16 protein-coding genes are annotated in these 12864 nt (G+C 60.3%); 8 read left to right on the forward strand and 8 right to left on the reverse strand.

Features of this window, described 5'->3' with window-relative positions; all coding sequences use genetic code 11:
• Window positions 1–83: 83 nt before the first annotated feature.
• From V8Z78_RS15125 to V8Z78_RS15150, 6 genes are all read left to right on the forward strand, one after another.
• Window positions 84–584 carry a GNAT family N-acetyltransferase gene (locus V8Z78_RS15125; protein ID WP_349731624.1) on the forward strand — a complete coding sequence of 167 codons (501 nt, stop codon included), beginning with the start codon at window positions 84–86 and terminating at the stop codon, window positions 582–584.
• Between the two features lie 300 nt (window positions 585–884).
• A complete protein-coding gene (locus V8Z78_RS15130; protein WP_046461401.1) occupies window positions 885–1604 on the forward strand; it encodes a hypothetical protein in 720 nt (239 codons plus the stop codon).
• A 208-nt stretch (window positions 1605–1812) separates the two neighbouring features.
• A complete protein-coding gene (locus V8Z78_RS15135) occupies window positions 1813–2397 on the forward strand; it encodes a hypothetical protein (RefSeq protein ID WP_046461382.1) in 585 nt (194 codons plus the stop codon).
• A gap of 79 nt (window positions 2398–2476) precedes the next feature.
• Entirely contained in the window at window positions 2477–3109 is a 633-nt protein-coding gene (locus V8Z78_RS15140) for a DUF938 domain-containing protein (RefSeq protein ID WP_349731625.1), read from the forward strand.
• Between the two features lie 11 nt (window positions 3110–3120).
• The gene (locus tag V8Z78_RS15145) at window positions 3121–3642 is read left to right on the forward strand and encodes a DUF2199 domain-containing protein (protein ID WP_349731626.1); all 522 of its coding nucleotides are present in this window, start codon (window positions 3121–3123) and stop codon (window positions 3640–3642) included.
• Window positions 3632–3760 carry a hypothetical protein gene (locus tag V8Z78_RS15150; RefSeq protein ID WP_255432077.1) on the forward strand — a complete coding sequence of 43 codons (129 nt, stop codon included), beginning with the start codon at window positions 3632–3634 and terminating at the stop codon, window positions 3758–3760. The genes V8Z78_RS15145 and V8Z78_RS15150 overlap by 11 nt, the downstream gene beginning before the upstream one ends.
• A 4-nt stretch (window positions 3761–3764) precedes the next feature.
• Here the strand turns inward: V8Z78_RS15150 and V8Z78_RS15155 are convergent, their stop codons facing one another.
• The 8 genes from V8Z78_RS15155 to V8Z78_RS15190 all read right to left on the reverse strand — a co-directional run bounded on the left by V8Z78_RS15155 (window position 3765) and on the right by V8Z78_RS15190 (window position 11659).
• Entirely contained in the window at window positions 3765–4643 is an 879-nt protein-coding gene (locus V8Z78_RS15155) for an LOG family protein (RefSeq protein WP_012837553.1), read from the reverse strand.
• A gap of 217 nt (window positions 4644–4860) precedes the next feature.
• Window positions 4861–5238: a fluoride efflux transporter CrcB gene (gene crcB / locus V8Z78_RS15160; RefSeq protein WP_003061043.1), complete on the reverse strand. Its 378-nt coding sequence runs from the start codon at window positions 5236–5238 to the stop codon at window positions 4861–4863.
• Window positions 5239–5292: 54 nt separating this feature from the next.
• Window positions 5293–5721 (reverse strand): monovalent cation/H(+) antiporter subunit G, encoded by a 429-nt coding sequence (gene mnhG, locus V8Z78_RS15165; protein WP_012837551.1) that lies wholly within the window; start codon window positions 5719–5721, stop codon window positions 5293–5295.
• Window positions 5718–5996: a K+/H+ antiporter subunit F gene (locus V8Z78_RS15170; protein WP_003057255.1), complete on the reverse strand. Its 279-nt coding sequence runs from the start codon at window positions 5994–5996 to the stop codon at window positions 5718–5720. Before V8Z78_RS15170 ends, mnhG begins: the two co-directional genes overlap by 4 nt.
• Window positions 5993–6493 carry a Na+/H+ antiporter subunit E gene (locus V8Z78_RS15175; protein WP_003061039.1) on the reverse strand — a complete coding sequence of 167 codons (501 nt, stop codon included), beginning with the start codon at window positions 6491–6493 and terminating at the stop codon, window positions 5993–5995. Before V8Z78_RS15175 ends, V8Z78_RS15170 begins: the two co-directional genes overlap by 4 nt.
• A complete protein-coding gene (locus V8Z78_RS15180) occupies window positions 6490–8322 on the reverse strand; it encodes a monovalent cation/H+ antiporter subunit D (RefSeq protein ID WP_039049282.1) in 1833 nt (610 codons plus the stop codon). The genes V8Z78_RS15175 and V8Z78_RS15180 overlap by 4 nt, the downstream gene beginning before the upstream one ends.
• Complete coding sequence (locus V8Z78_RS15185) at window positions 8319–8684, reverse strand: Na+/H+ antiporter subunit C (RefSeq protein ID WP_003061035.1); 366 nt, start codon at window positions 8682–8684, stop codon at window positions 8319–8321. Before V8Z78_RS15185 ends, V8Z78_RS15180 begins: the two co-directional genes overlap by 4 nt.
• A complete protein-coding gene (locus V8Z78_RS15190) occupies window positions 8684–11659 on the reverse strand; it encodes a monovalent cation/H+ antiporter subunit A (RefSeq protein ID WP_349731627.1) in 2976 nt (991 codons plus the stop codon). Before V8Z78_RS15190 ends, V8Z78_RS15185 begins: the two co-directional genes overlap by 1 nt.
• A 227-nt stretch (window positions 11660–11886) precedes the next feature.
• Here V8Z78_RS15190 and V8Z78_RS15195 point away from each other — a divergent pair, with 227 nt between their 5' ends.
• Both V8Z78_RS15195 and V8Z78_RS15200 read left to right on the forward strand, forming a co-directional pair.
• Window positions 11887–12351, forward strand: a complete 465-nt coding sequence (locus V8Z78_RS15195; RefSeq protein ID WP_046461379.1) for a GNAT family N-acetyltransferase — start codon at window positions 11887–11889, stop codon at window positions 12349–12351.
• A 38-nt stretch (window positions 12352–12389) separates the two neighbouring features.
• Window positions 12390–12827, forward strand: a complete 438-nt coding sequence (locus V8Z78_RS15200; protein ID WP_349731628.1) for a hypothetical protein — start codon at window positions 12390–12392, stop codon at window positions 12825–12827.
• Window positions 12828–12864 lie beyond the last annotated feature (37 nt).

Here is a 12864-nt window from a genome sequence, read left to right on the forward strand (position 1 = left end):
CAAAGCTTAAAGAAAGCAGTTGCAATAGGCTGATGGGCCGAACTGGCCTTTTCCCAGGATTTATCAAGAGCCCAATCCAACCCATGCATATCCGAGCAGAACTGCCCACCGATGCCAAGGCCATCGAGCAGGTGACAATCCTGGCCTTCAAGGACGCACCGCATACCGACCACACCGAGCAATTCATCGTGCGTGAGTTGCGCGCAACCGGGGCGCTTGCCCTGTCCCTGGTCGCAGAGATTGACGAGCAAATCGTCGGGCATGTCGCCATCTCTCCCGTCACCATCAGTGACGGCAGCCTGCACTGGTTTGGCCTGGGCCCCATCTCCGTCATTCCCCAAGAACAGCGACAGGGTATCGGCAGTGCACTCATGCAGGCAGCCATCAGCGCTCTGCAAGCGCAGTCTGCGCGGGGATGCGTGCTGCTTGGCGATCCGGACTACTACCGGCGCTTTGGTTTCCGGACGGTGCCGGGCCTGGTGCTGCCCGGAGTGCCTGCCGAGTACTTTCAAGCCCTGACTTTCGAAGGCCTGCCGCCGCAAGGCCAGGTGAGTTATCACAGGGCCTTCAACGCCCGGGACTGAGCCTGCCGGTTTTTACCGTCTGTCGGCTCGGCGGCGAGGCGGCATCCGCTCTCGGCCATCGGCGCAGCACCGATGACAAAGCCGATGTGCTGGCCAATCCGACATTGGGCACACAGCCGCCATCAGCAAGCAAAGCTTTCGGGGTTCACGGCAACGCGATGCCTAGTCTTCATCGAAATCAGGGCTTCTTGGTAAATACGAGACACAGATACCAAGCATGCTAATTAAGATATGCGACAGAGTGGGTATTTGTCTGACGCTGTCCAGAATGATTTGCATCGCAAGCACAAGGAGTTCAGCATGAGCCATGTCGCAGCAAAGATGGTGACCGGTGCGCTGGTGGCGCTCTCGGGCTTTGCTTCCGCACAGACTCAGCAGCCATCGGCTGCGCCCAAACCGCTGCCCTCCCCTGCGACTCAGGTACTGGTCCCCCAGGGAGTCTATGCGCAGATCGACACCAGACTGGGGCAGGAGGCTCTTCGCTTGCTGTCGCAGGGGACGCCTCAGCAGCAGCAAGCCGTGCTCGAGCGCGTACGCGCCGCGCCCGAGCGCTTTCAACCGCCCGTGTTCTATGTGCTGTCGCAAATACTGTTCAAGGCAGGTCTGCGGGACGAGGCTGCCTTCTGGTTCTACGCCGGCCAGCTGCGTGCCCGCTTCGACGCCAATCGCTGTACCGACGCCACTGCCAGACAAGCGGTCGATGTGATGAATCAGAGCTATGGAGCCCCCATCAACCGCCATCTGTTTCAGGATCTGGACAAGGCTCAGGAGTTGATCGCCAAGGTTGTGGACTGGGATCGCCGCACACCCCACGCCTACGACCCGCACTGGATCAATCTGCACGGTATGCAGGCGGTGCAGGCCTCCCGGGACCCGCAACTGGCCGCCAGGCTGACGATGGAATCGCTGAGCCTGCCAGCCGCGCAGTGGCCTAGCCTGGCCGAGCAGACGCGCACCAAGTATCTACAGGGCTTTCAGGAAGCCATCAGCCAGCTCAAAGCCGAATCAAAATCCAAGTGAACGATCGCTGCCGACCCGCCGAAATCAAAGTCCAAGGGCCTATATCCCTTATGTAGAAATCGCTTGCGGCCACTCTTTTTGAATAATCTTCTGGCAAGACTCCACGCAGGCTTGATAGCGCCCCCTATTGGCGCATGCCCTGTTTGCTCTACGATGACTCAGACCTCTGCACCCAGGGCCACTTCAATGCCACTCAAAAGGAGTCCTCATGCACAAGCTTTTTGCGCTGTCGACGACCACCGCCCTCGTCGCCTTGCTGACCGCCTGCCTGGTACCTGAGCGCTTCTCCGCCAACGTGGAAGTGCAGGCCGATGGCAGCTACAGCTACCGCTTTGACGGCACGGTGGTGAATGCCCTGGCCGTGATGAAGCTCAGAAAACAAGGTGTGCTGAGCGAGAAAGACCACCAGGAGCTGGCGGCGCAAGCGCAGCAACTGAGCAGCGAACCCGAGGTCAGGAAAGCCGTCTACAAAGGCAATGCGCGCTATGCGCTGGAGATTGCCGGCCAGCGAAAGCCCGGTGAAGGTCTGCGATTGCTGGACATGTTCACCGTGCAGATCGACAGGAATGGCGTGATGACGATTGCCGCCAAACCGCTCAAGGACAAGGAAAAGAGAGACTTCGCGCAACTGGGTATCACCATGAATGGCAGCCTGAAAGTCAGCCTGCCCGGCAATGCCGAGGTGCTCTCGCAAAACGCCAGCTCCACCCCCATGCTGGGCATGGGCGCATACAGCTGGAAAATCGGCGGCCTGAACGTGCGACCCGAGATCAGGCTGCGCTTCAGGCCGTGAAGGCTGTCGCAGTGCTCGGACTTGGCATTTCGGGAGAAGATGCCTGTACGATTTCCCGTGTCTGCCCGCCAAGACCCTCATGACCCCAAACCCTCCATCGACAGCCCCGCAACGGCCTTTTTCCCAGGCCTGCGAAAACAATCAGGCCCCTATTTTCGAGGTGCTGAAGTCCGCTTTTCAGCACAGCCGGCATGTGCTGGAGATAGGCTCCGGCACCGGGCAGCACAGCGTGTACTTCGCTCCGCGCCTGCCGCAGCTGATCTGGCAGACCAGCGACCTGGCCGACAGTCATGCAGGCATCCAGGCCTGGCACGCCGCCCATGGAGCACCCAATCTGCTTGCTCCGCTGGAGTTCGACCTGGCGACCGATGCCTGGCCCGCAACCAAGAATCCATCAGGCTTTGATGCCGTCTTTACCAGCAACACCTGCCATATCGTGGCCTGGCCGCTGGTGCAGCGCATGTTTGATCTGGTGGGCTCGCACTTGCCCGAAGGCGGCGTGTTTGCCATCTATGGCCCGTTCAACTACGGCGGCCACTTCACCAGCGACAGCAACCGTGCCTTCGACGCCTGGCTACGCCAGCGTGATGCGCGCAGCGGCCTGCGCGACTTTGAAGCCATCGTGGCGCTGGCCGCAGAGCACGGCATGGAGTTGCAGCTCGACCAGGCCATGCCGGCCAATAACCGTACGCTGGTATTTCGCAAACGCTGAACTCCTACACCATGGCCGCCATCTTTGCCTACCAATGCAGCAAATGCGATCAGATTCACGAAGGATCGCCGAGCTTTGCTTTCGATGCCCCAGCACCCTACCGACGCCTGAGCGAGCAAGAACGCGAGGAATGGGCCGAGCTTAGCGACGAGCTCTGCGTCATCGCCCACCCCGAAGGCACGCAATACTATGTGCGCGCCATTCTGGAAGTGCCGATCAATGGCCTGGACGAGCCCTTTCTCTGGGGCATCTGGGTGTCGGCCAGCGAAGCCAGTTTTCACCGCTATCTGGACTCCTTCGACAAACCTCCCGAAGACCCGATTTTCTTTGGCTGGCTGTCCAATCTGATTGCCGTCTACCCCACGCAGGAATCACGCCCGGCCGATGTGCATATCCAGGCCGACGGCACACGCCCGCGCGTGGTGCTGCACCGCTGCGATGAGGGAAGCGATGCACTGGTCGTCGATCAGCATGAAGGCATTTCGATCGCGCGTGCCCAGCAACTGGCCGAGCAGTCGCTGCATGGCATTTAAGCCGAACCAGGCCCAAGCACTGGCTCATCAAGAACTATCTTCATGCATTGATGGGCAACAAAAAACCGCCAGAGGAAAATCTTCTGGCGGTTTCTGGCCGTTTGGTGATCAGGCGTGACTGCTTATCCGTTGTTCCAGCCGGTCTGGTAGAACTGCTGAATGAAGGACCAGGCCTCGGCCGGATCGTCGGTGTAGCGGAACAGGTTCAGATCCTTGGCAGAAATGGTGCCCTCTTCCACCAGCACATCGAAGTTCAGCACCCGCTTCCAGAACTCCGTGCCGAACAGGATCACGGGCACGGGCTTGCTCTTGTGGGTCTGCACCAGCGTCAGCACTTCAAAAAGCTCGTCCATGGTGCCGAAGCCGCCAGGGAAGGCCACCAGCGCCTTGGCGCGCATCATGAAGTGCATTTTGCGCAGTGCAAAGTAGTGGAACTTAAAGCTCAGCCCCGGCGTGATGTAGGGGTTGCCATGCTGTTCATGCGGCAGATAGATGTTCAGCCCCACATTGGGAGCACCCGCATCATGCGCGCCGCGGTTGGCCGCCTCCATGATGCCGGGGCCGCCGCCCGTGCAGATGTAGAAGCGCTCGCTGGGCGCCTGCTTCATGCCTTCGGTCGCCACGATGCGCGCGAAGGCGCGTGCCGCCTCATAGCGCTCGGCATTGCGCATGCCGCGTTCGGCCAGCGCCATGCGCTGGGTATCGCCGCTGGCCTTGGCTTGCGCAAGCTGCTGACGCGCCTGCTCCATATCCACAAAGCGCGCGCTGCCGTAGACAACCACAGTGTGCTCGATGCCGCGCTCGATCTGGGTCAGATCTGGCTTGAGCATTTCCAGCTGCATGCGGATGCCACGGGTTTCGCGGCGGAACATGAACTCCGGATCGGCGAATGCAAGGCGGTTGGATTGAGGTTCCAGCTCTTTGCCGTTATGGGCCTGGTTGTGCAGCTCGGCCCAGGCATTGGCCAGATCGGTATCGGACAGGGGTGAAGAAATTTGCATGGACCCTCGGTTCTTAGAATGCTGAGCAGCACGGACTACAGCCATCCCTAAAGATTTCGTAGCGCTGACCGCCCATCCGTCAAGTACTTCAAGCTCAAATGCACCTGTAGTGCAGATGATGCTTGCACTATACGCTCACAAAGCTATAGCCCTGGAGAGTATTTCGCCTCTAAACGCTGAAGCAGTTTGCCGCAATAGTGGCAAATGGTCTGCCAGCTTAACGGCTGAACCCGATGCTCCAGCTGAGCATACCCATGTAGGTCATGAACAGAGAGCCGACCAGATGCACACAGGCCCAGCCCAGAGCAGCGACCAGGCGCTGCTGCTGCAGCAGGCCGATGACCTCGGCCGAGTAGCTGGAAAACGTGGTCAGAGCACCGAGAAAGCCGGTGATGATGGCCAGTTTCCAGGCCGGATCCAGCTGGGGCATCGCCTGAAACAGCGCGATGAAGACGCCGATCAGATAGCCGCCGATCAGATTGGCGGCAAGAGTGCCCCAGGGCATGCTGGCTCCGGCGCTCAGCCACAGTCCCAGCCCCCAGCGCGACAGGGCGCCCAGGCAGGCACCGATGCAGATGGCAACAATATTGAGCATGGCTGCCAATCTAGCGCAAGACGGCCGCCCTGAAGGGCTTGGACTCCAAGGATTTCAGACTTTGTTCGCCACCGGCTTTTCGTCGGCCTCGGCGGCCTCTTCTTCGTCCAGGGGTTCGTTGCGCACCAGGTTGCTGAGCGTGGGCGGTACGCTCTCTCCTGCCCGGCGCGAGCGAAACAGCGCTGCGCGCATGAGGAAGATGGTGGTGATGGGCACGGTCACGGCAATGAAGATGGCAATCAGCACCGAGTGCATGACAAAGCCCTGGCCGCTGACGGAAAAGTAGATCCAGGTGGCATGCATGATGAGCCAGCAGCCCATGGTGGCGATGATGGAGGGCGCATGCACGCGCTCGAAATAGCTTTTGAGCCGCAGCAGTCCTACGGAGCCCATGAGAGCAATCAGCGAACCACCGAAGACCAGGGCCGCCACCAGAATCTGGGCCCACAGCGGCAGATCCACGCCAATGACCTCGGTACTCATTCGATCACCTCGCCGCGCAACAGGAACTTGGCCATGGCCGTGGAGCCGACGCAGCCGAACAGAGCCACCAGCAAGGCCGCCTCGAAATAGTTGGTGCTGTCATACAGAATGCCCATGACCAGCATGGCCAGCATGCCGTTGAGATACATGCAGTCCAGCGCCAGCACGCGATCTTGCGCATGCGGCCCCTTGAGCAGGCGCAGCACCGAGCAGCCCATGGCCGCCAGCAGCATGACCAGAGATGCCATCAGCACCCAATAAAACCAGGGATTCATTCAAAAATCTCCATCAGCAGGCTCTCGTAGCGGGACTTCACAAAGTCGGCCAGCTGCTTGGCATCCTCCACCTCCAGCGCATGCAGCAGCAGCATGGAGCGGTCACGCGAAATTTCGGCCCAGGACGTGCCCGGCGTCAGGCAGACGATCATGGCCAGTACTGCCAGCCCGTTGGGATCGCGCAGCTCGAGCGGAATATGGACAAAGGCCGCCGGGTGCTTGCGCATGCGCGGCAGCAGCAGAAAACGCACCACATTGAAATTGGAGACCGAGGTGTCGCAGACCACACGGAATGCCAGCTTGAGAATGCTCAGCGGGTGGCTGACCCGCACCGGCAAGGGGCGCAGGCCGCGCAGCAGCACGGGGATCAGCAGGCCCAGGATCAGGCCCAGCAAGATCTGGCCGGCACTGACCGAGCGGTTGAGCAACAGCCACAGCACCAGCAGAGCTACCGACAGCAGCGGTGCCGGGAAGATGGATTTCATGATGTTCTTCATGGGCGGCCCTCCTCTTTCTGAGCCGAGGCTGCGGTCTGGGTAGCGGCCTCCTGTGCAGCTTCGCTTTCATCGCCGATACCGGGGACGGGCTCTGCCTGCATTTCCAGTGCTGCAGCACGTGCCGCCGCTTCGGGACCCGCAGCCTCCTGAGCCTTCTTCTCCTTGGGCGCAGGTACCGGAGCAAGACCCAGGACGGTACGCACATAGACATCGGGCGAATGCAGTGCATTGGCCGCTCGCTGGGTATAGCGCATCACATCATCGGCCTTGACCGTCAACACCACACAGCACAGCAGCAGTGCAACGATGGGCAGGCCTTCCGCCACCTTGAGTGATGGCGCGCTCTGCTCCGGATTGGCCCAGAAATGTCGGATGCCGGCGCGCGTGAGTGCCACCAACGCCATCAGACCGGTGATGATGAGCAGGGCCACCATGCTCCAGCCCAGCGGACCGGCCTTCACACCACTGGATGTCCCCATGCCCAGCGGGTTGAGCAGACTGGTCAGCATGGCGAACTTGCCGAGAAAGCCGGACAGAGGCGGCAGTCCCGAGATCAGCAAGGTGCAGACCATGAAGCTCAGACCCAGAAAAGCCGCCGCTGCCGGGAAGGCCCGGCCGATCATGAGCTCTTCATCATCGTCGAGATTGAAGCCTTCGGTGGGCAACAGCTCTGCATTGAGGAATGGCGCTTCATCGTCCTCATAGGGCTCGCCCGCGTCATCATCCACGCGCCAGCGGTCCACCACATCGGCGATCAGGAACAGGGCCGCCACGGCCAGCGTGGAGCCCGGCAGGTAATACAGCAGGCCGGCTGTCAGCAGATTCTGGCCAAAGCCCGTTGCGGCCAGCAGGGTGCCGGACGAAAGAATGGCAGCGAAGCCCGCCAGATGGGTCAGCCGTTGCGAGCCCAACATGCCTATCGCACCAAAGGCCATGGTCAGCATGCCGCCCACGATCAGCCAGGTACTGCCAAACAGGGCAGATGCCCCGGCTTCCGAGCTGAACAGCAAGGTCCACAGGCGCAAGATGACATAGACCCCCACCTTGGTCATGAGCGCAAACAAGGCGCCCACCGGCGCAGTCGCCGCACTGTAGCCAGGCACCAGCCAGAAATTCAGCGGCCACAGCGCTGCCTTGATCAAAAATGCCGTTCCCAGCACGCCTGCAGCCGCATGCAGCAGGCCGCGGTCGGCGTCCTGCACTTGCGGAATGGCGCGGGCCAGATCGGCCATATTGAGCGTTCCGGTAATGCCGTAGAGCATGGACACGCCGATCAGGAACAGCGAAGACGCGGCCAGATTGATGGCGATATAGTGAAGACCGGCCTGAATCCGCGTGCTGCCGGAACCATGCAGCAGCAAACCGTAAGAGGCTGCCAGCATGATCTCGAAGAACACAAACAGATTGAACAGATCGGCCGTGATGAAGGCACCGCTGAGCCCCATCAGCTGCAGCTGGAACAAGGGGTGGAAGTGCACCCCGGCCTTGTGCCAGCGCGCAGCGGAAAACACCAGCGCAGCCAGTGCCACCACATAGGTGACCAGCAGCATCAGGGCAGTCAGCCTGTCCAGCGCCAGCGCGATGCCGAAGGGCGCCGGCCAGTTGCCGGGCATATAGACCGACATGGTGACGGCAGAGCCCGCCTGGTTGGTCCAGCCCAGCAGCATGACCACGATCACCAGACTGATCGTGGTGGACAGGATGTTCATGCCCAGCTTCAGGCGCTGACGCTCTTCACGCAAGAACAGCATCAGCGCTGCCGTCAGCATGGGCAGCATGATGGGAGCCAGCATCAGGTGCGGCATCAGATGCTCAATCCACCCGGTCATAGCATTTCCTGTTCGGTACGCGAGTGCACGCCATCCACATGGTCGTTTCCAGAAGCGCCGCGCGATGCCAGCAGCACGACCAGGAACAGCGCCGTCATGGCAAAGCCGATGACGATGGCGGTCAGCACCAGGGCCTGAGGCATGGGGTCTGCATAGTGCGACAAATCGGTCGGCACACCGTTTTGCAGCACCGGCACCTTGTTGATCGACAGGCCCTGACGCCCCATGGAGAAGATGAACAGATTGACGGCATAGGACAGCAGCGCCAGCCCCATGATGACCTGGTAGCTACGCGGGCGCAGCAGCAGCCAGACGCCCGAGCCGGTGAGCACACCGATGGCAATGGCCAGAACGATTTCCATTACATACCTCCCCTTGCCAGTGCTGCAGCTGTGGCTGCCTGCACCTCGGCCTCGGCCTTCTTGGCCTCTTGTTCCTGCTCTTCCAGCAAGCGCGCATGAAAGCGGTGTCCGCGCACCGATTGGTGGGCTATCGCCGTCAGGATCAGCATGGTGGAGCCCACCACCAGCGCAAACACGCCAATATCGAAGAAGGTGGCGCTGGCGAGATGCACATGCCCCACCAATGGCAGCGAAAAGTTAAAGCTGTGGCTGGTCAGGAAGGGGTAGCCAACGGCCACCGACCCCAGGCCCGTGCCCAGTGCAAAAAGCAGGCCCGCGGCAATCCAGCGACGCGGATACAGCGGCAGATGCGCCTCCACCCAGTGCGTGCCCGAGATGATGTATTGCATCAGCAAGGCGACCGAAAACACCAGCCCCGCCACAAACCCGCCGCCGGGCTGGTTATGGCCGCGCACAAAGATATAGGCCGCCACCAGCGTCGCAAACGGCAGCAGCAGTCGCACCAGCACGGCTGGCACCATCAGGTAGCCCACGGCTGTATCGCTGGCATTGCGCGGGTTGAGCAGGTCGGTCTGCAAATCGCCAGGCACATAACGCTGCTGCTCCGGGATGTCCATGGCCTCGCGTGCCGGACGGAAGCGGCGCAGCAGCGCATAGATGACGATGGCCACAATGCCCAGCACCACGATTTCGCCAAAGGTGTCGAAGCCGCGGAAGTCCACCAGCATCACATTGACCACATTGGTGCCGCCACCGCCGCCCAGCGCGTTTTCGAGGAAGAAGGTGGAGGTGCTTTCATAGAAAGGCCGGCTCATCATGGCAAATGCCAGCCAGGCCATGCCGCCGCCGGCAATCAGCGACAGCACCAGATCGCGCAGGCGGCGTGCCTTGGCCCTGGCATCGGCGTTATCGGCCGTGCGCATATTCTTGTCCCGCTTGGGCAGCCAGCGCAGCCCCAGCAGGATCAGCACCGTGGTGGCGACTTCCACCACCAGTTGAGTCAGAGCCAGATCGGGGGCCGAGAACCAGAGGAAGGTCAGCACCGTGCACAGGCCCGTGCCGCCGAGCATGATCAATGCGGTCATCCGGTGGTACTTGGCTTTCCAGGCCGTGCCCAGCGCACACAGGCAGCCAATTGCCCAGAGCAGGACAAAAGCCGAAGACACGGGCAAAGTGCCGCGATTGCCCAGCTTCATGCCCCATAGCCACATTGGCAATGCTGCCGCCACAAGAGCAACGCAGACCAGCCACAGCATCTGCCACTGCAGGCGGCGCGTGGACAGATTGCGGCGCCCCGCCCGGCCCAGCCAGGTGATGCGAGCCAGCAGATTCTCAAAAATCCTGCGACCGCTGACACGGCCCAGCACGGGCGTCGTATCAAAGTGTCCGACCGTGCGCTGCCAGCGCAGCATGGTGTAGAGCAAGATACCACCGGCCAGCGCCACCAGACTCATGATGAGCGGCATATTCCAGCCATGCCAGATGGCCAGGCTGTACTGCGGCAAGTCACCTCCTACGACTGGAGTTGCAGCGACAGCCAGAAAACCGCCCACCGCCCAGGCCGGGAAAATGCCGACGATCAGGCAAGCCAGCACGAGCAGCTCCACCGGTACACGCATCCAGTGCGGCGGCTCGTGCGGCTCGTGAGGGAGATCGTTTGCCTGGGGCCCAAAAAAGACATCGAACGTAAAGCGCAGCGAATAGGCCACGCTGAACATGCCCGCCACGGTCGCAACCACGGGCAGCACAGTCTTGACCCAGGGTGCTGCATCCAGATAGACGGTCTCGGCAAAGAACATCTCCTTGGAGATGAAGCCGTTGAGCAAGGGCACACCGGCCATGGCGGCACTGGCCACACAGGCCAGCGTGGCCGTGATCGGCATCATGAAGCGCAGACCCGACAGGCGCCGGATGTCACGCGTGCCGCTTTCATGGTCCACAATGCCCGCCGCCATGAACAGCGAAGCCTTGAAGGTCGCATGGTTCATGATGTGAAACACTGCCGCCACGGCAGCCAGCTTGCTGTTCAGGCCCAGCAGCAAGGTAATCAGCCCCAGATGCGAGATCGTTGAATAAGCCAGCAAACCCTTGAGATCATGCTGGAACATCGCGCAATAACCGCCAATCAGCAGCGTCATGGCGCCGGCTCCACCAACCAGCCAGAACCATGCATCGGTGTCTGCCAGCACCGGCCACAGCCGTGCCAGCAGAAACACGCCGGCCTTGACCATGGTGGCCGAGTGCAGATAGGCCGACACGGGCGTGGGAGCCGCCATGGCGTTTGGCAGCCAGAACTGAAATGGAAATTGGGCACTTTTCGTTAGTGCACCAAGCAAAATCAGCACCAATGCCAACAGATAGAGGTGACTATCGCGAATCTGCTGCCCTGCCGCCAGCACGTTGTCGAGGTCATAGCTGCCTACGATATGACCCAGTACCAGCATGCCCACCAGCATGGCCAGCCCGCCCGTTCCCGTGACCGTCAAAGCCATGCGTGCACCTCGGCGCGCATCCTTGCGGTGATACCAGTAGCCGATCAGCAGGAACGAAAAAAGACTGGTCAGTTCCCAGAAAAATACCAGTTGAATGATGTTTCCCGAGAGCACCACCCCCGCCATGGCCCCCATGAAGGCCAGAAAAAACGAGAAAAAGCGCGGTACAGGATCAGTGGGCGACATGTAGTAGCGCGCGTAAAGCACCACCAGCGCACCAATGCCGAAGACCAGCATGGAGAACAGCCAGGCGAACCCGTCCATGCGGATCACCAGATTCAGCCCCAGCGCCGGCAGCCAGGAAATCTCCTGCCTGAGCACCGCTCCATCGGCCATTTCCGGGAACAGCATCCCTACCTGAATTGCGCATATCAGCGCAATGACACCCGCGAGTGTTGATTCAGTATTGCGCGCATTCGCCGGCAATAAAGCAGCCAGAAGGCTGCCTGCAAAAGGTAGGAGGATGAGGTATATCAAGGGCATGGGCGGATCATTCTAGAGGTTGACGTTATTTTTTCCGCTATAAAAACCTGAGCATTTCACAGACTTTAGACCACCGTTCATCCTTAATTGATGACAGAAAATTCATCAAAACAGCGGGTTGCATGCAGATAAAGAAATGCTTCCACAGCCGCCCTTGCGCGCTGCACCGATGTCATACCTCTGCTGCTGCAAAACATTTTTGCCAAACTCAATCAATCTGCCAACCCATGCATGTACGCAGCTATCGTCCCGGAGATGAAATCGCGCTATGGCAGGTGTTTCACGGTGCTGTTCATCAGCTGGCAGTGAATCACTACAGCCAGGCGCAGCTTGACGCCTGGGCGCCCCAACATCCCGACTGGATGGAGTGGCGCCAGCGCATCCAGGCACTCAAGCCTTTTGTCGCCGTCTGCGCCAATGACTTACCCATGGGTTATGCCGATCTGCAGACCAATGGCTATATCGACCACTTTTTTGTAGCTCCGCAATACGCGCGCCAAGGCGTGGGCCGATTGCTGCTTGCACATATCGAACTAGCAGCACGGCAAAACGGCCTGCCTGAGCTGACCGCCGATGTCAGTCTCAATGCCCAGGCTTTCTTCGCACATTTCGGCTTTGAGCTACAGCGCCGTCAAACCCCTGTCGTACGTGGCATTGCCCTGAGCAACGCGCGTATGCGAAAAACTCTTTGAATCAAACTACCGACAGCACCCCAACAGATGCAACAAGCATGAACTGGCTCTGGAAACCTGAAACCTCCAATCCACAGAAATGGCTGATCGTCGCTTTCATGGCGGTGATGATGGGCGCACTCGCCCCCATTTTCTGGCGCAGCTTCATACCCGATGCGCATTGGCAACTGATCGCGCTGTATCTGGCGCTGGCATTTACCGCAGCAGCCGGCATCTGGTTGCGACGACTCCATAGGCTGGGACTTTGGCAACCCGCAGGCCCCTGGCTCAGCTACGGCCCCATCAAGCGCTGGCTGATGGCCTTGCTATGCACCGCTTTCATGGCTTTCATGCTCTGGCTCAACCTGGCAGCCACCCTGCCCATGGCCTACACGGCGATCCTGGGAAGCAATATCAGCATGCAGACCATGGCCGAAAAAAAAACGGGGCTCGGGCCGCCACGCCTGCCGCCATCAGCTCAAGCTACCCGAAGTTGACTACCTGTTTTTCGAATTCTGCATTGATGAAGATGGC

The organism is Comamonas sp. wu1-DMT (assembly GCF_040187805.1).
Lineage (GTDB): Bacteria > Pseudomonadota > Gammaproteobacteria > Burkholderiales > Burkholderiaceae_C > Comamonas > Comamonas thiooxydans.

Coding starts and splice junctions, on each gene's coding strand:
- V8Z78_RS15125 (WP_349731624.1), top strand. CDS start 84: ATGCATATCCGAGCAGAACTGCCCACCGATGCCAAGGCCATCGAGCAG.
- V8Z78_RS15130 (WP_046461401.1), top strand. CDS start 885: ATGAGCCATGTCGCAGCAAAGATGGTGACCGGTGCGCTGGTGGCGCTC.
- V8Z78_RS15135 (WP_046461382.1), top strand. CDS start 1,813: ATGCACAAGCTTTTTGCGCTGTCGACGACCACCGCCCTCGTCGCCTTG.
- V8Z78_RS15140 (WP_349731625.1), top strand. CDS start 2,477: ATGACCCCAAACCCTCCATCGACAGCCCCGCAACGGCCTTTTTCCCAG.
- V8Z78_RS15145 (WP_349731626.1), top strand. CDS start 3,121: ATGGCCGCCATCTTTGCCTACCAATGCAGCAAATGCGATCAGATTCAC.
- V8Z78_RS15150 (WP_255432077.1), top strand. CDS start 3,632: ATGGCATTTAAGCCGAACCAGGCCCAAGCACTGGCTCATCAAGAACTA.
- V8Z78_RS15155 (WP_012837553.1), bottom strand. CDS start 4,643: ATGCAAATTTCTTCACCCCTGTCCGATACCGATCTGGCCAATGCCTGG.
- crcB (WP_003061043.1), bottom strand. CDS start 5,238: ATGCTCAATATTGTTGCCATCTGCATCGGTGCCTGCCTGGGCGCCCTG.
- mnhG (WP_012837551.1), bottom strand. CDS start 5,721: ATGAGTACCGAGGTCATTGGCGTGGATCTGCCGCTGTGGGCCCAGATT.
- V8Z78_RS15170 (WP_003057255.1), bottom strand. CDS start 5,996: ATGAATCCCTGGTTTTATTGGGTGCTGATGGCATCTCTGGTCATGCTG.
- V8Z78_RS15175 (WP_003061039.1), bottom strand. CDS start 6,493: ATGAAGAACATCATGAAATCCATCTTCCCGGCACCGCTGCTGTCGGTA.
- V8Z78_RS15180 (WP_039049282.1), bottom strand. CDS start 8,322: ATGACCGGGTGGATTGAGCATCTGATGCCGCACCTGATGCTGGCTCCC.
- V8Z78_RS15185 (WP_003061035.1), bottom strand. CDS start 8,684: ATGGAAATCGTTCTGGCCATTGCCATCGGTGTGCTCACCGGCTCGGGC.
- V8Z78_RS15190 (WP_349731627.1), bottom strand. CDS start 11,659: ATGCCCTTGATATACCTCATCCTCCTACCTTTTGCAGGCAGCCTTCTG.
- V8Z78_RS15195 (WP_046461379.1), top strand. CDS start 11,887: ATGCATGTACGCAGCTATCGTCCCGGAGATGAAATCGCGCTATGGCAG.
- V8Z78_RS15200 (WP_349731628.1), top strand. CDS start 12,390: ATGAACTGGCTCTGGAAACCTGAAACCTCCAATCCACAGAAATGGCTG.